This window comes from Dyadobacter crusticola DSM 16708, assembly GCF_000701505.1.
GTDB classification, from domain to species: Bacteria; Bacteroidota; Bacteroidia; order Cytophagales; family Spirosomataceae; genus Dyadobacter; species Dyadobacter crusticola.
In genome coordinates, this window is sequence record NZ_JNJB01000004.1 from 159,005 (window position 1) to 181,121 (window position 22,117).

Below are 22,117 nucleotides of genomic sequence, written 5' to 3' on the forward strand. Positions count from 1 at the left end.
CATTAATATATCAAGGAACGATGAATGGCATTGCGATAGCCAGCGTCTCATCCTTTGTCAGGATTTCGTCGAAAGCCTCACTTGCAGCCTTGAATCTGATATCGCCCATATCAGGGATACCAGTCAGATCAAGATCAAGCAGGTTAGCGCCAGCTTGAACTACCGTAGCTTCGCTGTTGGATCCCTGGTAAACCGGAGCAGGTGAACCTTCGTCCAATGTGATCCAGGATTTAATCGCCTTGTTGTTTCTGATCTTAGAAAGGATTTTTCTTGAAATAGAAGCGTGACGAGCCTCTACCGAGTGAACCTGCAATGCATATTCAAGGATTTGCGGATCGTTGATCAAAGTTCCAGCCTGGCCTTTGTAAGCACGAACACCGGTATCTTCAAATGCATGTGAAAGGAATACGAAAGTATCGAAGTTAGTGAAGGTATCGTAAGTACCACCTACCGTGAAATCGAACTTTGGTTTTGCTCCACCTGGCTGAAGTCCAAGCGCTTTTTCAAGGAACTTCACGTGAGCATCCTCATGCTTGCTGATCTGCATGAATACAGGTCTGTACATAGAAGGAATCAAACCAGCGGTATCAAGTCCTACTTTGTAAAACTCGTCTTCCAGGTATTCCAGTGTCAAAGCAAATTTAAGCACTTCAACTGCATCAGCCGACTGTGCGTATGCTTTGTTCATTGCACCGGCCAGGAAAGCAGGCGTAGCAGCCGCAGCTACCTTCGCGCTTACTTTGTTAAAGAAAAAACGGCGGGATGTATATCCGATACGCTCCACTGCGTCACCGTCGAATTTTTCGAATTGCTCGAGTATATTAAGTATGTTCATTTTGTTCCGAAGTTGTAGATGTTGTTAATTATTGTGGCAAACCGCTTCCGCTGATCGTATTTTTAACGAAAGGCTGTACTGCTGGCAGAATCACGCCAGGCTTCAATGCCTTGTCAAAACCTGTTGCAGGATCAACTACGTCGTCCCCAGCGAAATCAGTTGAGTTAGGGTTCAGCAGGTCGCGGATTGCAGCAGCATGGCGTGCTTCAACCGAAACGATTTTACCAGCGATAAGCAAATAATTAACATTTTCGATCAGGTTTCCAGCACCATTGTAAGCCTGAACACCCGTGTCTTCGAACAATTTAGCAGCGCCAAGTACACTTGCACGGCTGTTGAAGTCGATGCCATCGAAGTTAGGAGTAAGTCCTTTAATCGCAGCAGCACCCAACGCAGCTTTGAAGAACTGACGGTGTACGATCTCGTGGTACATGATATCTGTCAGGATCGTCTTCTCTTCTTCGGTCATTCCCGCGTACGGAGTCATCATCACCTGAGTGTAGAAAGCAGCTTCTAGTTGTTCCAGTGCGTATGCATAGTTCAGGATTCCGATGTCACCCATTCCAAGATCCACAACTTCGCCAGGAAGGTTGTGATCGTCCAATGTACATCCCATGATGAAGGCGCCAGTTGCAGCAGCGACTCCCGCTGATCTTAAAAAGTAGCGCCGATTTACCTTTTCAAGCATAGGGCCAGCATTTTGTAGTAAGTTGTTTTCCATTACGGCAAATCCGGTTTTGTTGAGAGAAATTTCAATTACCGAAACCTACGAGCCACCCTGGTAAACGGATCAAAAAAAACAGGAACTATCTTAGAGCTTTTAGGAGTATAGATTTTGTTTTTAGACAAAACACAGAATTATGTTCTGAGAGCATGCACTTCGTATGATTATACCATTACCAAATTTTTGTAAATAGATGTTTCGGTACTGTAATTTTCTTATCGAAAATATAATCTGACCATTTCCTTTTCGCATTCCTTTTTTCCTAAATTTGGATCTCAACATTTTATATCATTTTATCATTAAAGTACTGTTAGTCTATGAAAAAGAACTTCCTTTTACTTGCTATGCTTGCCGTAAGCGTAATCTTCGTTGCCGCAAGAGTCGCTGCTGATACGCTGGTTGGCACCTGGAAATACACCGTGACCAACGTACCGCCTGAATATGAGTCTGGTACGATGACTTTTGAAGAAAAAGGCGGCAAGATCGTGGGCTACCTGGGAAGCACCGACAAGTCAGAGATGAAAGAATTGAAAATCAACGAAGGTAAGGTCGTTTTCAAGCTCGATTTCCAGGGTTCAATGATCACCATTGATATGGTGCAGACAGGAGATACAATGAAAGGGATCGTAGTCACAAACGACGGCGAGTTCCCGATCGAAGCTACAAGAGAGACCAAGAACTAGAATTCAGTATTAAGTATTAAGAACAAAAGCGAGCTCCTGAGGTCAGGAGCTCGCTTTTGTTATACACTATTTCAACTTTCCAGCCAGGCTTTAAACGCAGGCGCCTTTTCGCGGCTCACTATTACCTCCTGCGCCGTTTGCGGCCGCAGCTCCACTTTCAGCTTTCCGTTGAAATAGGTATGTATCTTATTGATTGCATTGATCCGTGCGATAAACTGGCGGTTGACCCTGAAAAAATCAGCAGGGTCAAGTAAGGATTCCAACTCTTCCAGTTTATAATCTACCAGATACTGCCGCCCGTCGCCTGCAACCAGACAGGACATTTCATTTGCAGTATAAAAATAAGCCACCAGCTCCTGGCTGAGTGGGATCAGCTGCTCGCCGTTCTTGACAAGGAAGCGGGTTTTATAAGGTCTTTTGCTGATTGCCAGACTGTCCAGCAGAGTCTCCACTTTCCGCGCATAAGCTTTCGGTGAAAAATCCTCTCTGATCGTTTCATACTTCCTGATCGCCTCGGCAAGCTCCGGCGACTTGATCGGTTTCAGGAGATAGTCAATGCTTTTAACCTTAAATGCTTTGATCGCGTATTCATCGTACGAAGTGGTGAACACAATGGGGCTGTGCGCAGGAAACTCTTCAAAGATCTGGAAGCTCAACCCGTCGGCCAGCTGAATGTCGGAGAAGATCAGGTCTACCGGCTCGCCTATTGCAAACCATTTTCTCGAAGCCTCGACACTGTCCAGCACAGCCGCTACTTCTATTTTCGGGTCCAATTTCCGGATCAGCTTTTCAAGCCTTTCTGCGGCAGGATATTCATCTTCTATGATAAGAACTTTCATGGCAACAAATGTTGGGCGCTCAGGCAAACTGTCGCAGTAAAGGAATGCGGACTGTGAAAAGATCCTTCTGCCGGATAATTTCGACCTGCCGCTCACTTAGCAAACTGTACCGGTTGATAATATTCTGCAAACCAACCCGTGTCGATTTTTCCAAAGTTGTTTTTTCAAGAATGTTGTTCTCGACCACCAGATATGCATTGTTATCATCCCGGATCGTGATCCTCAGTGGATTTTCGCGGGAAGTCACATTGTGCTTGATTGCATTCTCGATCAGCATTTGCAGGCTCAACGGCGTTACGTGCTGCTGTAATGCTGCGGCGGAAATATGCTTGTCCACCAGGAGGTTATCCCGAAATCGGATTTTATTGAGGTACACATAAGCATCCACAAACGCGATCTCTTCCTCCACTGTTACGGTATCCTTGCCGCGGCTTACGAGCACATACCGGTAAACGTCCGATAGCCTTTCCAGATAATCCTGCGCGTCGGTGTTCTCATCGTCGATCAATGCAGCAAGCGTATTCATGCTGTTGAACAAAAAATGAGGGTCTAGCTGGTTTTTCAGCACTTCCAGCTGTGACTGAACTCCTTCCCGCATCAGCGACTCGGTTTTGCGCACATTCATTTTCCAGGATTCGAAGAAATAAACGGCTTCGTAAATCAGGAAAACAATAACCGTCGGCACGATGCTGATCCGGAATGTGATCAGAAATGCATTATGCTTGAAATACGGTTTGCAGATTGTTTCGTTCAGGATCACGCTGACGAGCAGTACATATAAAAGGCCCAGTCCGGATTCATAAAGCACCCGACGAGCCGTTTGACTGTGGTCGGGAAACTTTCTGAACATGTAAATGATAATGGCGCGGTTACCCTCCCAAAGCACAAAGGTGATCAATGTGGAAAACAGCACACCTATACCAAAGTCCAGGCTGAGGTTCAGCAAACCTTCAAAGTTGATCATCGCGGGGATCAGTATCCCGGCTAGCGGGATACCGATCAGGCGCATTCTGCGATCGTTTGGTAAATATGCTGTTTCCTTCATTTATTGTTTTGGGGGCAATGCAATGGTGATTGTTCGGTGCATTAAATTACCAGTTTGTAGGGATATCAAACTAAAATGTATATCTGAAATAAGGTACCGGGAAAAAACCCTGCTGGTACTGGTTCGCCAGACTATTGGTCCGCGGATTATAAGTTTGCTGAAAGATATTCTGATTGGCAGTAACATTCTGCAAATCCAGCGAGGCTTCCACGGTACTCTTCCGCATTTCCTTCCTGTAAGAAAAGCGCAGGTCAGTGCGGAAATACGGATTTTGACGAACAGAAAACGCCTGTCTTTCATCGTAAACAGCCGCCCCGAGCAAGCGTGACGCAGCAAGGTTCAGCGGCGTAAAATATTTTCCACCCACAAGAGTCGTACGAATATTAAAACCCAGCACCTGGTCTTTCTTCTGTCCCATTCTGATTTCCTTACCCGCCAGCAGGTTGACCACGTATTTCGTATTGAATGCAGTGTTGCGCTCCACCTTATCGCTTCCCTTGTATTTGGAATCAAAAAGCGAGGTGGTCAGAAGGAAGTAATAGCCCACATTGAAATACCTTTCCAGCGTCAGCTCGACGCCCATATTCCGGCCCGTACCATCATTTACGAGACTATCCCGCTCGACCGGCCCGAAAGAACTGCCGGTGTTCAGCATAGAGAATGCAGATGGCCGCATTTCAACAGGTACCTGGTACAGAAGCTGGTAGTAAGGTTCTATTTTCAGCATGAGATTTTCGGCAATGCGGTTTTCATAACTCAAAACAAAATGGTGGCTCTTTGTAAAACCCAGCTCTTGATTGGTCTGGACCGGGCCCCTTTCACCCGGCGTTTGGATAAAATAGCTATACAGGCTCTGCGTCTGACTGTTTAGCCCGTAACCGGCGCTGAGTGATTGTCCGCCTGCAAAACTATATCGCAACCCAGCCCTTGGTTCGACGGCCGTATTGTTATTCCGGCTGAAATGCTGGAAATGCAGTCCGGTCGTCAGCAGGAGGCGCTGCGAAATGCGATATCTCCATTGTGCATAAGCCTGGGTCAGTATCGTATGCTCGCCATTTACATTCACGCGCACGCTATCTACTGTCCCGCCTTTGTGGGTGGATTTATTGAAGAGGTCAAAGTTCAGTAAATCCACAGTCACCCCGCCGTAAACACTGCTTTTTGCATTGATTTTGTGACGAAGGTTCAGCACGGCAGAGTACCGGCCTGTATTGTACTTCGACTCCCCGCTCGGAAATTCTTCCCGTGTTCTGACGCTGATCGAGTCGCCTGAAAACCGCTCCCGGGTGGTGCTCATTCCCAAGGTAAGGCGGGCGAAAGTTTGGGAAGACAAATTGTAATCGTACGCCAGTCCAACAATATTGGTCGCATAATTTACGCGGGTATTGCTGTTTTCAGTTCCGTACAAATTAGTGAGCGTGGTGTCTACTTCACTCCCGAGGAACTGCACATCGCTTTTGCCCAAAATACCAAATAACGACAGCTTGCCTTTTTGTCCCGTAGGTACTGTCACCTTAAAATTAAGGTCCTGGTAATCCGGTACCGCGCTGCCAGTCCCGAATTGAATGCCCAGCGCCTTGAAAACGCCGAGTGTGGAGTATCGGTAATTCAGCAAGAAAGACGCTTTTGAATTCTTACTGAATGGACCTTCCACCCCGGCCTCAAATCCATTGAAGCCGATTTGTCCCATAAATTCATACTTTTCGTTATTCCCTTCTCGCATTTGAAGGTCAAATACCGAAGACAGCGCGTTGCCGTACTGGGCCGGAAATGCACTTGTCATAAAATCGGACTTACTCAGCACATTGTTGTTCAGCATACTTACCGGTCCGCCTGTCGCCATAAAAGAACCGAAATGACTTGGATTGGGGATATTTAATCCCTCCAGTTGCCAGAGCATGCCGGTGGGCGAGTTGCCGCGGACCACAATGTCATTGCGGGAATCATCTCCGGAAACCACGCCGGCAAAATTCGCAGCCATTCTCGAAGGATCGCCCAGGGAGCCTGCGTACCGTTTGGTATCTTCTACATTAAAAGTCCGCCCGCTCACAAGCGAAAGCTCGTTATTTGTCTTGCTCTTATCACTGGCCCGGTCGCCGGTAATCACAACTTCGTTCAGCGACTCAAACTTTTCAGTCAGCGTCACATTCAGGATCACCTCTTTTCCCGCATTAACGACCAGATTAGGCAGCAGCTGCTCTTCATAACCTACCATTGTAATACGAAAAGACTGTCTCCCGATCGGTACCCCCGCCATGCGGAACGCTCCGTTGACATCGGTGGTCGTGCCCACCGGGCTTTCTCCTTCCGGCTGTATCAATAACACTGTCGCGCCGATTACCGGTGCCTGCGAAACTTCGTCCCGGATCACCCCGCGGACAGTTTGAGTAAGTTGCTGCGCGAAAACCTGTTCGCTCAGCAGGATTGTCATGGCTAATAATAATGTCTTCATTTTTGCCTGTTTTTGATTGAATAGCAAGACAAAACTTGTCAACACCGCGCTCATGCAAAACCGCTCTCGGGGCGAACCGTAGATTTAACAGGTCGAAGCGAAGTAATCCTGCGCTGATTGGTAGAAGATAAATGGATGCTTGATTCGTAGTAGCTGTAATGCGAACGCTGCTAATCTGCGATCAAATTTAGCTTTTATACCGAAGAATAATCCTGACAGCCACCTGCTCATTTTCAACTGCTTGATTCTTGTACAGCAACTTTTTTTGTAGTCAGTACAAATGATGTTTCACTATAAAAATCAAAAAAATGAATCTCGTACAAAAGTTGCCAGTTGGTTTGGCCATTGCTTGTCTGTTAACGCTGAGTAGCTGTTCAGAAGAAACCATGCAAACAGCAGATCCGTTGAACGAACGCAATAGTTCGTCCCTGAGAGAAGGACAGGAAGGAGGAGGCATTGTAGTACTGCCGAGCTTTCCGACAACCAACGGACCTACCGGCAGCAATGTTTATGCTACTCACTGGGAACGCAACATTCTGACCAATCCGGATAATCCGCAAATACTGCCTACCGGGTCTTCCAGCTTTACACATCTATGGGGCAACAGCAATTCTCCCTGGTCTAAACCGCTGCCCGCTATCGCGGGAGCTACAAGTCCAGCTTCCATTGCGACGGTCACTACCAATTCAAACACTTGGTCGCCGAATGGAAAACGCTCGGGCGTGAAAACAAAATTGAAGTACCTGAAGCCTGGCAAAAAGTACACAATTACTTTTCGGGTCGCAACCACCCAGTATAACGGCTATTTGCTTCCGTTCGTAGCAACTTATGCCAAAGCAGTGCATCTGGTCCGCTCCTACTCCACCGGCGCAGTAGCCGATTACGTGGATCTGACAGGCAAGCAGGCGGTGTGGGTTGACAAGACCATCACATTTACTGCAGAAGAATCAGAAATGACACTTTCCTTCTCAGCCATCAATGCAAATGAAGGTGAATACTCTTACGCACACATCTTTGTTGATAAAAATGCCATTCAGGAAGTAAATTAAGAAGCATTGCTTTTTAATTTTTAAGAGCTGCTCCTCCCCGGGCAGCTCTTTTAGTTTTGGTAAAATAAAAGACACACTCGGGCAATGCAAACGGCTATACATTAACTATTGCGTAACCCGTAGATAATATTCGCGTAACACAGTCCATCTACTTTTGCAGCGTCAAAAACAAGGCAGCACAACCGGCCAGTCGCCCGCCTGAACTTAACCTCTCTTACTCGAAAATCCACTGCAAACCGGCTTCAACCGGTCTCAGGCGAAGTGTGCACAATTGTTCCGACAAACAACCATTAATTTACCAAAACCAACAAAAAATGATTAGATTAATTACCGGATGTATGCTCCTGCTGGCGCTGCTCACCTCCAGCCCGAAAGCTCAGGCGCAAGGTAACGAGGCCACGATCATCGGCCGGGTTACAGAGGTAGGGGCGAGCGCAATCCCGGGAGCAACCGTGATTGTTAGAAATGAATCAACCGGCTTCCAGGCTGGTACCGTGACGGATGCGAATGGAGATTACATCATCAAACAGCTTCCATTAGGATCTCCCTACTCCATTACCGTTTCATTTGTAGGTTTTGGAGAGCAAAGAAAAACAGGATACTCACTTAACCAGGGAGATCAGCTGAGGCTGAATTTCGCAATGGAAAGTGCTGCAAATGAATTGCAGGCCGTTGATATTAAAGCCAACTCGTTGAGAAACACGGTTGTCAACCTTGGAGCTTCCACCCCTATTACCGCGAAAGACATTACTAAACTGCCGGTAAACGGTCGGAATTTTACATCGCTGATTGAACTTTCGCCATTGAGCAACGGTAACAGCCTTGGCGGTCAGCTGGGATCCTCTACCAACTATACCATTGATGGTATGACCTCACGCAGTACCATCGCCGGTGGTGAAACCGGAGGTGCCTACGCGATCTCTATGGAGGCGATCCGTGAGTTCAAGGTGGTTACCAATGAATACGATGTTACACTCGGCCGCGCAGGTGGTGGAACGATCAGTACTGTAACCAAATCGGGTACAAACCAACTGACTGGTAGCATATTCAACTTCATGCGTGCAGACTGGCTTTCAAGTGGTTACGATTTGAGAGGAAATAAAAGAACGCAGGACTTCTCGACAAATCAGTTTGGTTTGTCACTCGGTGGTGCATTGAAAAAAGACAAAGCCCATTTCTTTGTAGCCTGGGACCATCAGGCCGATTCCCGTCCGCTTTTTATCGCCAACCTGCAATCTGAGGCGGATGTAGCGGCTAACAAGGTGACACAGCAAACATTGGACAACTTCCTTGACATAGCAAGATCCAAATACGGCGTATCCAATAGTCCGCAGTTTGGTGCATTTGGCAAGAAAAAAGGCACTGACGCAATTTTCGCAAGAATTGACTGGCAGCTAAATTCCAAAAACCTGCTGACGCTCCGCAATAACCTGATTAAAGAAAACGACAAGCTGTCGGAAGGTGACAACACGACGATTAATGCATACGAATCCTACATCGACCGTGAGCGATTCAATAACAGCATTATGGCTTCGCTTCGCACGATCGTGAGCCCAAAAGTCACGAACGAATTCAAAGTGCAGCATTTGTATCAGTATGAAGCGGTCATCCCGAGCTCAGAGCTTCCATCTGCGGGTATTCCACGTGCAATTGTTGAAAACATAAACTCCACTTCGGGAACAAACAACTATATCACCAACATTCAGATAGGTGGTCAGCGTTTTTCTCCTGAATGGTTCAGAGGACAGGTTTACCAGGCGGTCAACAACCTTTATTACAACACGGGCAAGATCAACTTTACTTTCGGTATCGACGTGATGTTCAACCGCATGAAGTCAGTTTACGGTAGCGAAATGAATGGCCGCTTCTATTTTACTGGTCTTGAAAACTTCAATAACCTGACTCCATACCGTTACGCCCGTGAAATCAACCTGCGGGATGATCCAAGCTCGATCGTAAACTCTCTGGCAACAGGTTTGTACGCGCAGATGGATACCAAACTGGCACGTGGTCTTGAAATGACAGCAGGTTTGCGTCTGGACAATACCCAATACCTGAACAAAGCGAATTTCAGCCAGGTCGTATTTGACGAGCTGAACCTGCGTACTGATAACAAGATCAACACAACGCAAGTGCAGCCACGCGTACAATTTACGTGGGATGTAAATGAGCAAAGCAAAGACATTATCCGTTTCGGTGCGGGTATTTTCGGCTCGCAGCTGAACCCGTATTCGATGATCAACAACATGTTGTTTGACGGAACGAAAGTGGCAGCAGTTGAAATCCAGGGTGCATTGGTTCCAAAACCTAACTTCCCTGGTTACCGTGAAAACCCTGCCACCGCGCCAGGTGCCGATTTGTTCAATACGCCTGGTATCGAGCGTTTGATCACCATCAACATGAACAATGCCGATGCGAAAATTCCGGTGCTTTATAAAACGAACTTCTCGTACAACCACTTTTTCAGCGACCGTCTGCGTATCGGTGTGAGCGGTTATGCCTCATGGGCGCGCAACAACTATATGTATGTTGACCGCAACATGGTAGAAGATCCATATTTCCGCATTGCAGCAGAGGCTAACCGTGGCGTATATGTTCCGGCCGAAAAAATCAATGCAAAAAATGGAGCTACCAACTGGCTGGACAGCCGCAAGACTACCAAAGTAGGTCGTGTGTTGGAACTCGTGAGCGAGGGTAAAAAGAACCAGTATGCAGTCGTAATTGACGGTACTTACCGTTACTTCAAAGACGGACAGATCACATTCTCGTATACCTGGAACGATTCAAAGGACAATACTTCGTACAACGGTAACGTAGCAAACACGGCAACGCTTGATTTGATGGTCAACGACGATCCACGCGATCTGAGCCGCATTACTTATGCGAACAACCACTTCCGCAACAAAGTAGTATTCTACGGAACTGCGCCAAGTATCTGGGGTGTAACACTCGGCCTGCGTTACTCTGGTATCGGCGGAACGCGCTACTCAATGGCCGTGAGCGGTAACATGAATGGAGACTTCGTTTCTTCAAACGACCTGGCGTATATCTATGACCCAAACAGCCCTGAAACGCCACAAAACGTACGTGATGGTATCAATGCAATCCTCAATAATCCAGACGCAGAACAAAGCATTAAGGATTATATCATGAGAGATATGGGCAAAATCGCTGAGCGTAATGGTGGTATCAATGGTTTCTACGGGGTGTTTGATTTGAGATTGGCTAAGAAATTCAATTTCTACAGAAACCACGGTATAGAAGCGTCAGTTGACATTTTCAACGTAGCTAACCTGCTGAACAAAGAATGGGGCGCAGGAACTAACCTTGGTAAGCAAAACCTCTACTCCATCAGATCATTCGACCCGGCTACTAAAAGATACGGGTACGGCATGAGCAACGGAGTCGGTGTTTCCAACCTGAATGGAAGCCCTTACCAGATCCAGATTGGTTTACGCTATGCTTTCTGATCCAAATTCTAATTAAAAACAACTTTGTCACCCTGAGCGGAGTCGAAGGGGTTTGGGCAGGGTCGCTCAAACTTCCTTCGACTCCGCTCAGGGTGACAACCATTTAAATCCAATATGAAAAAACTACTCTCGCTCCTCGGCATCGCATTGTCGCTAAACGCATTCGCTCAGGACGCTCACGTCGTTTTGATCAGCATTGACGGACTGCGGCCTGAATTTTATAAAGATCCGAACTGGTCGATGGTGAACCTGCGCCAGGGAATGCAAACAGGCGCTTACTCCGACGGGGTTAACGGCGTATTTCCATCTGTTACCTACCCTTCCCACACCACGATCATCAGTGGGGTAAAGCCAATCAAGCATGGCGTTTATTACAACACGCCTTCGGAGCCGCTGGAAGTTACCGGCAAATGGATCTGGGATTACAGCACAATTAAAGTGCCTACCATTTTTAGCGTAGCCAAAGAAAAAGGATTGAAAACTGCTTCGGTATTCTGGCCGGTTTCAGTAGGTGGCCCTGCTACTTACAACATCCCGGAATATTGGTACCTGCCTGAAACAAAAGGCGGCAAGCGCAACATGATCAAAGCGCTGACCGAAAATGCAATTCCAAAAGGTTTGTACGAAGAAGTACAGCAGAATGCAACCGGAAAGCTGGAAGAAATTGATTTCGACGGCGACTACCTGAGCATTGACGACAATATGTCCCGGATCAGCAGCTACCTGATCCGTCAGTACAAACCGTCTTTACTGGCAGTACACCTCGTGGCTGTCGACCATTTCGAGCACGAGCAGGGTCGCGACGGCGACAAGGTAAGAGCGTCGCTCGCCAGCGTTGACCGGGGTATTAAAACGATCATTGAAGCCACCGAAAAAGCGGGTATCAGGGACAAGACCACGTTTATCATCACAGGTGACCACGGTTTTGTGGACATTCACACAGCTATTGCGCCTAATATCCTGCTTGCTAAAGTCGGGCTGTACGATCCTAACAACAAGGCTGCCTGGAAAGCTTATTTCCACAGCTCGGGCGGTTCGGCCTTTTTGCATTTGAAAGACAAGAACGATACCAAAACCCTTGAAAAAGTAAAACAGATACTTGCCCAGCTGCCTGCTAATCAAAAGGCGATGTTTGCAGTGAAAGACCGCGCGGCGCTCGACGCAGTGGGTTCTGACCCGAATGCAGCGCTCGCTATTGCCCCGGTTCAGGGAATTACGATCAGCGGCGCAGCTACCGGCGACTTCATGCGCGCGGCAAGCGGCGGTACCCACGGATTTTTCCCCGATTTCAAAGAAATACAAACGGGCTTTGTAGCTTTTGGAAAAGGGATCAAACAAGGTGCTGTAATCCCCGAAATGGGTTTGCAGGATATCGCTCCGCTGATCGCCAAATTGCTAAACCTCGACTTACCAACTGCTGACGGTACATTATACCCTGGCTTGCTGGTAAAAGAATAGCAAATTCTTCTTTGCTCAAAAACAGGGAATTATACGCTTTTAATCTTTCTCTTTCGGTCATAGCTTTACAGGATTCCAGCTCTTTCCTGTATCGTTATGACCGAAACTTTTTCTCAGCCTCGCTCCTCCCTGTCCCTGAAAATCTGTGAATGCGCCCTCGGCATTCTGGCTGTACTTTCATCTATCACCAGTGTACTGAACTTTGTCCCGGCTTCATTTTTACACAAGTATGGCCATTACTTTCATCCATTACTGATCGGCATCGTGACCGTGTCCATTTTGGGCGGGCTCTGCTATGCTGTGATCTGGCACGAAAAAGAAAAAGCCGGAAAAGGGAACAGCGGCATCCGGCACGCGGTTCTGCAAGGCTTGATCCGCTACTGGCTGGCTTACTCCATTTCCGTTTACGGTTTTGCCAAAATCCTCAAAACACAATTCCAATCCCCTGATTTCACCCTCGATATGCCGCTGGGCGATGTAAGCGGATTTTCACTTACCTGGTACTACTTTGGCTATTCCTACACGCTGGCGGTTATCCTCGGACTGTTTCAGGTTGGCGGCTCGGTACTGCTTCTTTTCCGCCGTACCACACTGACCGGAGTGATGGTTTTGCTGCCGGTGATGATCAATATTGTTCTAATCAATACTTTCTACCAGATTGCTCCGGGTGCATTTTTCAATTCTGTTATTTATACGATTAGTCTGACTTTTCTGCTGCTGGTCGATTTTCAAAAGCTTAAAACGGCATTCTGGGATTTGGTGGAAAGATTACCCCGCGTATCTGACAAATCCGGCCTGCTTAAAAATGCATTGCGTTTCGTGACCATTGCAGCCGCTTTTGGCACAATCCAATATTATGTTTCAAACGATAAGAGCGACAAAGTGATTAAAGGGACGTGGAAAGTGGAGACGCTCCGAAGGAATAACGAGCTCGTACCCGCTACCGCCTGGCTGACAGATACCAAAGCCTGGAACAAGATTTACTTCTCTGGCTGGAACGGCTGCGCATTCAGCCCGAACCCTTACCGCTACAAGCCGGATGAAAGCCTCACAGGCTCTTACGAATATGACAGTCTTAAAAACAACATCCGTCTCATCCACGCAAATCAGAGCCGGGCAGACAGGCGAACGGACACGCTGATGATTTCCGTGCGCGAACGTAGCGCAAAATCAATGCAGCTGCATTTTGTGATGAACCGCGATACGATTGAAATGCAGCTGGCCAAACTGCGGTAACCTATTTGAAGATTGGAAAGACAGGCATTCAACCCCGAACGATGAAGGTAGGATCAATGGAGTTCAGAAGCTCACCGACAGTAATGTCCGAAATTCCGAGCGGTTCATTTAGGTATCCACTGGTAAAAAGCGGCTGCAATTTATTTTCGCCTTTATACAAAAAGCCGATCGTAGACCTGGGCTGTCCGATATTGAATACTTTGGAGCCAGCATCGGGATAGGAAGAGATGAGCTTTTTCAACACACCTGGCTCGACGAATTCCAGACATTTCAATGTAAATCCATCGCCGTCACCATCCCAGTTGAGGTACAGCAAAAAACGTAATCCGCAGGTGATTTCGAAATAGAAGTTGAAGCGCGGCTGGTTAGCGAGGCTGCCTGATAGTTGAAGCTCTTTTGAATCGGGGAAATAGGTTTTTATTTCTTCACGCAGATATGTGAGTGCGTCCATTCTCATCCGTCAGGTCGTTCAGTAGGGGTAACTGTCTGAACAAATATATCCACCAGACTTCAAAGTTTCAAGGCTTTCACCTGTAACAAAGCGCCTTAATTCTTCTGAAAATCCGCAAATCAACTACTTACTGAGTCTATTTTCAGCTTTCCTTTAAATGCATTCTGATCGCGCTGGCCGCCTTTCCCGAGCTGGGCCTCGGCGCGTGGGCTTCCAGCATTTTCCCATTTTGATCAACCATAATGTAGCGCGGAATACCCCAGAGGTGGTACTTCTCCCAGAGAGAGCCGGCTACGTCACTCTGCTGATTGATGTGCGTACCAGCAGGAACACTACCGCCTTTGAGCATTTTCTTCCAGGCATTCAAATCCTGATCTACCGACACATACAGGAATACAACTTTATCATTCCCTTCAAACTCCTTCACGAGTTTTTTCGAAGCCGGAAACTCGTCCCGGCAAGGTCCGCACCAGGTGGCCCACACGTCAATGTACACGACTTTGCCTTTGAGGCTGCTCAGTGAAATCGTTTTTCCATCAGGTGTTTTCCCGTCAAAATCGGGCGCTTGCTTACCCGGGCCAAGCGCCTCCCACCTGGCAAAGCTTTGGTCCAGGGTTTTTCTGTAAACAGGCGAAACCGGCGTTTTATATAAATCCTCGCGAAGCTGAGCCATTTCGGGCGACAAACCTTCCATTTGCACCCAATAGTTGATATTGGCTGCTCTGAAGTGCTTTTTTAAGAACGGGTCCAATGTCAATTTTTGAATATAGGTATCAGACAGCTCCACCCAGTGTCCATCGAGTGAGTCCTTGTTCATTTTGTCAGTAAGCTTGCCTAACGGACCGTGAATACCGGAAATCAGGTAGCCGGACAGGATTTCGCCGTATTCATACATGTTCATGTCCAGCAAAACTGAGTCAACGGGCAACGTCGTAACAACCTTTTTAAGATCTGCCGGAATAGCGGGATCGTCCATGTCATAGCTGTAATGGTTGTTCGCGTAATGCTGCTGATACGCGTACAATATCATCTCCACTTTCTTTTTCATCAACTCCACTTCTGCTGGAGTTGTACCGTCCTCATTTTTCAGTTTTTCAAGCTCCTTGTTCAACTCATTTTGATACAGTTTAAAGCTGGACGCGAACCCGGCAGGCTCATTTTGCCATATCACCTTTCCTTTATAATCCTGGTACTTCCGCGCAATTTTCTGAGTATTTCGAATAAACCCACTAAGCGCAGAGCCGGCGCCGGTGACTTTGATTCCACCTCCCGTCTCGCTGGTATCTGTTTCAAGTACTATCTCGTCACCTGCTTTGATGTACAGTGGGATATATTGGTCCTGCAAATAAACGTGGCCGAAAACGGGCTTTTCGATCGTTGTTTCTATTATCCCAAAGCCATTGCTGTCCAATGTAGATTTCCCTAAAAGCAATGTGTCCAGATTGAGCATATTGTAGGTAACCAGAACTGCGCCGGCCCCTTTGGCTTTATTCAACCGGAATGTGACTTTGACTTTCTTGTCGTCCTTTTTCGCGCAACCTGCGAACAACAAAGCGGCAATGCAGACAAACAGCAGGTTTTTCAGGCAAAGAAACATAGCGTCAAGATTATGATACAACAAGTTACATTGACAATACTGTCAAGAATGCGTTTTTGATGCATCAGCTCATTTTTAACTTTTCAAACCCGCCATCTATACCTCCAACCTACTTATGAAGCGCCTTCCTGACTGCCGGAGCCACCTTATCGCCAAGCAGTTCAATGGACTTCATCAGTACATCGTGGGCGGGCGCGCCTACGTCGGTATGGAGCAGGAAGCGAGTTAGCCCGAACATTTCCTGCTGTTGCAAAATCTTGTCGGTAACCTGGCTCGGGTCGCCTACAAACAATGCCCCATTGCTGCTGCGGCCGCCTTCAAACTGCTGGCGCGTGTAGGGCGACCAGCCCCGGCTCCTACCTACACGGTCCATTTGCGCCGCGTAACTCGGAAAGTACAGGTCAGCTAATGCACCGCCATTCTCCCCTACCAGTCCGTGGGAATGGGTGGCAAGCTGCATATTGGCGGGATCGTGACCTGCATTGATATACTCGGTTTTATATAATTCGAAAAAAGGATGAAACTGGGCAGGCTGCCCGCCGATGATCGCAATGATCAATGGGAACCCGAGCCGCGCGGCGCGAACAACCGACTGTGGCGTACCGCCGACCGCGATCCAGATATCCAGCTTTCCATTGGAAGGCCGCGGCAGCACCTGCTGTTTGTCGAGCGGAGCGCGGTACCTACCTTTCCAGGTAATCGTTTCCGTTTCATTGATCTGTTTCAGCAATTCCAGTTTTTCAGAGAACAGCCCATTGTAGTCATTCAGGTCGTAGCCAAAAAGCGGGAACGATTCAATGAAGCTTCCTCTGCCAACGGTAATTTCTGCGCGGCCGTGGGAAAGCAGGTCGACGGTGGAAAAGTTCTGGTAAACACGCACGGGATCGTTGGAGCTGAGTACCGTTACGGAGCTGGTCAGCTTGATTCGCTTGGTAACTGATGCGGCAGCGGCCAGGATAATTTCCGGGGCTGACACCGAGAAGTCGGGCCGGTGATGCTCCCCTATCCCGAACACATCGAGCCCAACCTGGTCAGCCAGCTTGATTTCTTCGAGCATATCCCGCAAGCGCTGCTGTGATGATTGAAATGTTTGCCCAGCCGCATTATAAGCCAGATCCCCGAACATGCTTATTCCTATTTCCATGATATTGTTCCTCTTTTGAAATCGTCCAACAGTTTACATAAAGGAAAGGCGTTCCAGGCTGTATAAAGTTCAATGTTTGATTGTAAATAGGTTGCGTAAGGTCGTGAACACGCCGCCACTCCGCTTACCTTGTTTTTTTACAAGAAAAAATAGCACAACTTTGGAGATAGTCCAGCAGAAGAATTATACATATTGTATAATTTTGTACCTTTACACACACTTGATAATGCATATAAAACTTGTCAGGTCAACTGATAATAATTTTGTTGATGCCAGAATCATATCTGCAAAAGGAATCAGGTTACCTTCTTTGACAGATGGCTGGCGGTTTAATTTCAGAAAGCATTCTCAAAAGCCTGGCTATCAAGCTTATGTTGTTGTTTGCGACACTTCCCCGGATATTATCGAAGGCTGTGTGATATTCCAGATGAAGGGTGCAACCGAACCTTACATGGCATACATTGAACTTGCTCCACATAACAAGGGTGAGAGCAGACAGTATGATCATGTAGCAGGCTGCCTGATCGCGTTTTCCTGCAGACTAAGTTTCATTCATGGGAAAGGGCATTTCAAAGGCTGGCTTGCATTTGACGTGATGGAGGAAGATAAAGCTGACGAGATAAAGCTGATGTCTGTTTATTCCCAAAAGTACGGGGCACTAAAATGGGGAAGCACAACAATGGTTATTTCGCCCGAAGCAGGTGAAAAGTTGATCAACAAGTACTTAATCTGAATGTTATGAAAAACAAAGAAGTGCTGCCTGAAGAAGTCTGGAATGACACGAAAAGGGTCGGCCTGAAAGATTTTGTTGTCAGCCAATCAAAGAAGCAATCTGCTGAGCGGAAACTCAGAAATGAACTCCTGGCGATACAGTACCGGATTGAGGATTATATCGAGAACGAGAATTATGAAGACAAACTCCGGCTGCTGGACTTTGTCAAAATGTACCTTAATACATTAAATGTGAGTCAGAAGAAACTTGCTGAGCTGTTTGAAATGAAAGACAGCAATCTTCATAAGTACCTGACAGGAGAAAGGAAACTGAATGCAAACCTTGTACTTAAACTCAGCACATTCTCGCACACCAAACCGGAATATTGGCTGCGGGTAGAAGTAAAGAACGAGCTGATTGAAATTTATAAGGAGAAAGAAAAATCCAGCGAGTACCAGAAATACGATTATCGTAATTTGCTGGATAAATCACTCTAACTCCCCAATATGCTGCGCTCCCTGTTTGGCAAGAAATGGTTACTTGGCTTTGCGCTGGCGCTGGTTTACATTCCGTTACGGACTTACATAAACGTTCAGGAGGACCTCTGGGGAACTATCATCCGTAAGCTACCCCTCTTCTGCATTGAAATCGTAATCAGCACCATTTTCTTTACCAGCTGGATTTATCTTATTGACTGGATCCTGCGAAAACTCGCCGGGCTAACAGGTAGCCAGCCAGGGGAATTCAAAATCTCAAACCAGCTGATCGCGCTCGTGCCCGCAATTCTTTTGGCTGTTTTGTTCAATTTTATACTCATTTATGCCTGGCAATTGATGGACAGCTTCTGGAGTAGCAAGCCCCGTTTACCGATAACACGGCACTGGACAGGCGGGCGGCCGATCAGGCTCAAAGCCAACGAAGCGCTGATCATCCTGTCGCTCATTGCTGCTTATTATCTCTGCGTGAGCGACCAGGTGCAGGAAAGACTGAACAAACTTCAACTCAATTCTGAAACGCTTGCTAAGGAAAATACCAGCGCCAAGTTCCTTGCATTGAAAAACCAGATCAGTCCGCACTTTTTATTCAATAACCTGAGTGTACTGTCTTCGCTGGTGGAATCCCGCCCCGAAAAATCCAGTGAATTCATCCAGCAATTGTCGCTCGCTTACCGGTACATTCTGGAACAAGCCGAGCTGCATCAGATCAGTCTGAAAGAGGAAATTGCGTTCCTGGAAACCTACACTTACCTGCTGCGCACGCGGTTTATAGAAAAGGTGATCATCGATGTCAACCTCTCCCCGGCAGACCTCGACCGCTATTCCATTATCCCGCTTACCTTGCAGCTCCTGATCGAAAACGCAGTGAAACATAATACGATGTCCGTGAGTAGCCCGTTACAGGTAAATATCGGGATTGAAGACGGAATGCTGGTTGTCAGCAATCCTTTGCAGCTCAGACAATTGACCGAACCTACTACCGGGTTAGGTTTGAAGAATATCATCAACAGGTACAAGCTGCTTTTGGACAAGGACGTTGTAATTGAAAAAAGCGAAAGCCACTTTATCGTAAGAATCCCGCTGATATCATGAATGTGCTGATTGTAGAAGATGAAGCGTTGAGTGCCGAAAGATTGCAAAAGCTCATTGCAGGTATTGATCCGTCCATTCACGTGTTGGCGATTATTCCCTCGGTATTTGAAACCATCGCATATCTCCGGAATGATGCCAATGTGCAGCCGGACCTGATCTTTCTCGACATTCACCTGGAAGATGATAACGGTTTCAGGATTATTGAAACCCTGGAACTCATGATCCCCATTATTTTTACAACCGCGTTTGACAAATACATGCAAAAAGCTTTCAAAGCACACAGCATTGATTACCTTCTTAAACCCGTCAATCCGCTCGACTTACAGGCTTCCCTGCTGAAATTCAGAAAGCTGCATGCATTGCAACAGGAGAAAGCTGATCACGAAACGAGTCCGGCAAGCTTGCTGAGCGAAAAGTATAAAGACCGCTTCCTGGCAACGGCCGGTTCGCGCATTTTTACATTCAGGACTTCGGAGATCGCCTATTTCATCATCGAGGAACGCGCTACTTTTCTGCGGCTTTTCGACGGTCGGCATTTTGCGGTCGAATATAGCCTCGAAAGATTGTCCCAATTGCTGAACCCCGCCGATTTTTTCCGGATTAACAGGACGCTGCTGATTTCGATCAATGCGATCCGGAACATGCACGCGATCTCGGCCGGCAAGCTCAAACTTGACCTGGATCCCGCCACGTCGCAGGAGGTTTTCGTCAGTTCCGAACGCATTACCGACTTCAAAACCTGGCTTGGCCGCTGATATTGCTGCCGCTTCTGCACGGGAAACCCCGCCTTTAAGTCCGCAAACCCTGCCTTCCCGCAATTATAATTTCAAAAGAGTAATTGTTTTTGAAGATTGGGTTTAAACAAATCCTTTTTCTGATGTCAGTGGTGAAGTTCAGTGCGCACAAAAAATTCAATTTGCTTCAATGTAAAACCAATTGCTGGGAAAGTACTCCCGAAGACCTTTTGCATTATCGCATCATTTACGTGCTTTCCGGCGAAGGACAGTTTGTTCTTGACGGCAACATTTATTCCTATTCACCAGCCGGACTAATTGCATTGAAACCCGGACAACAGCCTGTTTTCGAAGAAAACAAAAGAACCGAGATTTTTATATTTGCTTTTGACAACTATTTGGCAACGGATTTCCACACCAAAAAAGCGAGGAACGCCGATTTTGCGGATACTTACAAACAGGCGGAGAACTTTTGCAATAACAACAGGCTTACCCCTGGAAAACCGCTCCGGAATGAGAGGGACAGCGAAACGGTAAACTATCTTGTCAACCAGATTTCGTTTGAAATAACACAGCGGCCCTCTTCTCACATCCGGCTGATCAAGGGCAGTATCGACTTGATTGTGACGATTTTATTACGAAATAATTTTGAAACAAAGCGCGTAGAAGAGAAGTCGACCGAGCAGGTACTTACCGACAGGATTGTGGAATATCTGCGGAGTGAGCTGAACCAGAACAAGACGATCCGCGTACCGGAGCTGCTTTTCAAGTTCAATATTTCAGAAGAAGCAGCTAACCTTTACATGCTGAACAGAACAGGAATGTCGCTTCGCAATTTCATTTTCAAATACAAAGCAGATCTTTTCAAAAGCAGGCTCCTGAAAGTAGATGTGACGGAGCTCTCGCCCTATCTGCGGCCGCACTGACAATCAACGCCGTTCCATGCAGGTTAGGAATAAATCGTGGTAGCCCCTCACCATTTTGTCCCAGCTGAAATTCGCCTCGGTATAGTCCCTGAATGCGTTAGCTTTTTGTTCAGCTGGTCGTGACCGAATCACTGCATTCAACCGCTCTGCCCAGGCAGCAGCATTGCCGGAAGGAAGCAGGTAACCGTTTTTCCCATCCTGGATAGCGTCGGGAATACCGTCGATATCTGCTGCAAAAACAGTAGCTCCGGCAACTGCAGCTTCCAGACAAACCAGTCCAAAACCTTCCATGTCACCCGCAACTTCAACATTTGGCATAATAAAAGCGGCTGAGGCAGCGAGAATGGCCTGCACATGATCAGTCGGGAGCTTACCCAGATGCCGTACTTTTTCTTTGCATTCAGGATCGCGGAGTACTTCACGAAGTGGCGCGTTATCAGTCGGAAAACCGAGGAACAATGTGATTTTACGGGAGAAATTTTGGGGCAAATACGAAATCAGCTTTTCAGTCCTGGTTGGTTCAGGCTGATAAGCGCCGATCAGGATAAGCAGGAAATCGCCTTGCAGCCGCGGAACCACATTTTTGATAAACCACGACATACCCTTCCGCTTAACCGGCCGGCCCAATGCAACCAGTATCCGCTGTCCGCGATAGTTGATCCCGTGTTCTGCAAGCAGCGCGTTAATGGAAATTTTGGTTTGGTAAAGCGGCATTTGTGTATCAACCCCATTCGGAATTACAGCAAGCTTTTCTTCACGAATCCCGAGCGAAATAGCCGCCTTTGCAGTGGCATTACTTACAGCGATAAGTTTATCAAAGCTGTTGAACTTGGGCAGAATATGCTTGTGGTAAATCGCACTCGGAAAAACCACGTCAAGTCCGTGGAGGGTAGCTGTTCGTTTCAGGTGAGTGTACCCCTCGTGCCGTACACAAAAAGCAGCCAGTAGACCGTCGTTAAAATGGATAAGCTGGATTCCGGGGTTTCTTGCGCAGATTTCAATGATCCTTTTTTTGAGCAAAATAAAAAAGCTGACGAGACTTTCATTTCCGTCAAAAACGAGTTTATGCACCTTACAGTACCGCTCCATTCCGGTAATCAGCTCGTAGCTCTGTTTTTCCATTCCGCCCACAGCTGGTGGATATTTATGACTGACGAAGAGGATTTCCATTGA

General features: G+C 47.1%; 19 protein-coding genes. 10 read left to right on the forward strand and 9 right to left on the reverse strand.

Features of this window, described 5'->3' with window-relative positions; all coding sequences use genetic code 11:
* Nucleotides 1–10 precede the first annotated feature (10 nt).
* Together Q369_RS0104180 and Q369_RS0104185 are read right to left on the reverse strand one after the other, a co-directional pair.
* Complete coding sequence (locus tag Q369_RS0104180) at nucleotides 11–835, reverse strand: ferritin-like domain-containing protein (RefSeq protein WP_031526550.1); 825 nt, start codon at nucleotides 833–835, stop codon at nucleotides 11–13.
* A 28-nt stretch (nucleotides 836–863) separates the two neighbouring features.
* Nucleotides 864–1,556: a ferritin-like domain-containing protein gene (locus Q369_RS0104185; RefSeq protein ID WP_031526551.1), complete on the reverse strand. Its 693-nt coding sequence runs from the start codon at nucleotides 1,554–1,556 to the stop codon at nucleotides 864–866.
* 320 nt (nucleotides 1,557–1,876) lie between these two features.
* Here Q369_RS0104185 and Q369_RS0104190 point away from each other — a divergent pair, with 320 nt between their 5' ends.
* On the forward strand, nucleotides 1,877–2,242 hold the full coding sequence (locus Q369_RS0104190) for a hypothetical protein (protein WP_031526552.1): 366 nt from the start codon (nucleotides 1,877–1,879) through the stop codon (nucleotides 2,240–2,242).
* 71 nt (nucleotides 2,243–2,313) lie between these two features.
* Here the strand turns inward: Q369_RS0104190 and Q369_RS0104195 are convergent, their stop codons facing one another.
* The 3 genes from Q369_RS0104195 to Q369_RS0104205 all read right to left on the reverse strand — a co-directional run bounded on the left by Q369_RS0104195 (nucleotide 2,314) and on the right by Q369_RS0104205 (nucleotide 6,578).
* Nucleotides 2,314–3,081 carry a LytR/AlgR family response regulator transcription factor gene (locus tag Q369_RS0104195; RefSeq protein WP_031526553.1) on the reverse strand — a complete coding sequence of 256 codons (768 nt, stop codon included), beginning with the start codon at nucleotides 3,079–3,081 and terminating at the stop codon, nucleotides 2,314–2,316.
* A 19-nt stretch (nucleotides 3,082–3,100) separates the two neighbouring features.
* Nucleotides 3,101–4,126, reverse strand: a complete 1,026-nt coding sequence (locus tag Q369_RS0104200; RefSeq protein ID WP_031526554.1) for a sensor histidine kinase — start codon at nucleotides 4,124–4,126, stop codon at nucleotides 3,101–3,103.
* Nucleotides 4,127–4,196: 70 nt separating this feature from the next.
* Nucleotides 4,197–6,578: a TonB-dependent receptor gene (locus Q369_RS0104205; protein ID WP_031526555.1), complete on the reverse strand. Its 2,382-nt coding sequence runs from the start codon at nucleotides 6,576–6,578 to the stop codon at nucleotides 4,197–4,199.
* 308 nt (nucleotides 6,579–6,886) lie between these two features.
* Here Q369_RS0104205 and Q369_RS0104210 point away from each other — a divergent pair, with 308 nt between their 5' ends.
* From Q369_RS0104210 to Q369_RS0104225, 4 genes are all read left to right on the forward strand, one after another.
* Nucleotides 6,887–7,627, forward strand: a complete 741-nt coding sequence (locus tag Q369_RS0104210; RefSeq protein WP_031526556.1) for a hypothetical protein — start codon at nucleotides 6,887–6,889, stop codon at nucleotides 7,625–7,627.
* Between the two features lie 314 nt (nucleotides 7,628–7,941).
* Entirely contained in the window at nucleotides 7,942–11,097 is a 3,156-nt protein-coding gene (locus Q369_RS0104215; protein WP_031526557.1) for a TonB-dependent receptor, read from the forward strand.
* Nucleotides 11,098–11,211: 114 nt separating this feature from the next.
* The gene (locus tag Q369_RS0104220; protein ID WP_031526558.1) at nucleotides 11,212–12,555 is read left to right on the forward strand and encodes an alkaline phosphatase family protein; all 1,344 of its coding nucleotides are present in this window, start codon (nucleotides 11,212–11,214) and stop codon (nucleotides 12,553–12,555) included.
* A gap of 96 nt (nucleotides 12,556–12,651) precedes the next feature.
* A complete protein-coding gene (locus tag Q369_RS0104225; RefSeq protein ID WP_031526559.1) occupies nucleotides 12,652–13,791 on the forward strand; it encodes a hypothetical protein in 1,140 nt (379 codons plus the stop codon).
* A gap of 28 nt (nucleotides 13,792–13,819) precedes the next feature.
* Here Q369_RS0104225 and Q369_RS0104230 read toward each other — a convergent pair whose 3' ends face one another.
* The 3 genes from Q369_RS0104230 to Q369_RS0104240 form a co-directional block, all read right to left on the reverse strand.
* Nucleotides 13,820–14,242, reverse strand: coding sequence for a hypothetical protein (locus tag Q369_RS0104230; RefSeq protein WP_157488034.1), 423 nt, complete (start codon nucleotides 14,240–14,242; stop codon nucleotides 13,820–13,822).
* A gap of 142 nt (nucleotides 14,243–14,384) precedes the next feature.
* Nucleotides 14,385–15,839, reverse strand: coding sequence for a TlpA family protein disulfide reductase (locus tag Q369_RS28205; RefSeq protein WP_051663911.1), 1,455 nt, complete (start codon nucleotides 15,837–15,839; stop codon nucleotides 14,385–14,387).
* A gap of 109 nt (nucleotides 15,840–15,948) precedes the next feature.
* Entirely contained in the window at nucleotides 15,949–16,983 is a 1,035-nt protein-coding gene (locus Q369_RS0104240) for an LLM class flavin-dependent oxidoreductase (protein ID WP_031526562.1), read from the reverse strand.
* 226 nt (nucleotides 16,984–17,209) lie between these two features.
* On the opposite strand from Q369_RS0104240, the gene Q369_RS0104245 reads away from it, so the two are divergent.
* The 5 genes from Q369_RS0104245 (at nucleotide 17,210) to Q369_RS0104265 (ending at nucleotide 20,944) form a co-directional block, all read left to right on the forward strand.
* A complete protein-coding gene (locus Q369_RS0104245) occupies nucleotides 17,210–17,716 on the forward strand; it encodes a hypothetical protein (RefSeq protein ID WP_031526563.1) in 507 nt (168 codons plus the stop codon).
* Nucleotides 17,717–17,721: 5 nt separating this feature from the next.
* On the forward strand, nucleotides 17,722–18,192 hold the full coding sequence (locus tag Q369_RS0104250; protein ID WP_031526564.1) for a helix-turn-helix transcriptional regulator: 471 nt from the start codon (nucleotides 17,722–17,724) through the stop codon (nucleotides 18,190–18,192).
* Between the two features lie 9 nt (nucleotides 18,193–18,201).
* A complete protein-coding gene (locus Q369_RS0104255; protein WP_031526565.1) occupies nucleotides 18,202–19,284 on the forward strand; it encodes a sensor histidine kinase in 1,083 nt (360 codons plus the stop codon).
* Complete coding sequence (locus Q369_RS0104260; protein ID WP_031526566.1) at nucleotides 19,281–20,039, forward strand: LytR/AlgR family response regulator transcription factor; 759 nt, start codon at nucleotides 19,281–19,283, stop codon at nucleotides 20,037–20,039. Before Q369_RS0104255 ends, Q369_RS0104260 begins: the two co-directional genes overlap by 4 nt.
* A 122-nt stretch (nucleotides 20,040–20,161) precedes the next feature.
* Nucleotides 20,162–20,944 (forward strand): cupin domain-containing protein, encoded by a 783-nt coding sequence (locus Q369_RS0104265; RefSeq protein WP_031526567.1) that lies wholly within the window; start codon nucleotides 20,162–20,164, stop codon nucleotides 20,942–20,944.
* A gap of 3 nt (nucleotides 20,945–20,947) precedes the next feature.
* Here Q369_RS0104265 and Q369_RS0104270 read toward each other — a convergent pair whose 3' ends face one another.
* Complete coding sequence (locus Q369_RS0104270; protein ID WP_035332979.1) at nucleotides 20,948–22,114, reverse strand: glycosyltransferase family 4 protein; 1,167 nt, start codon at nucleotides 22,112–22,114, stop codon at nucleotides 20,948–20,950.
* Nucleotides 22,115–22,117 lie beyond the last annotated feature (3 nt).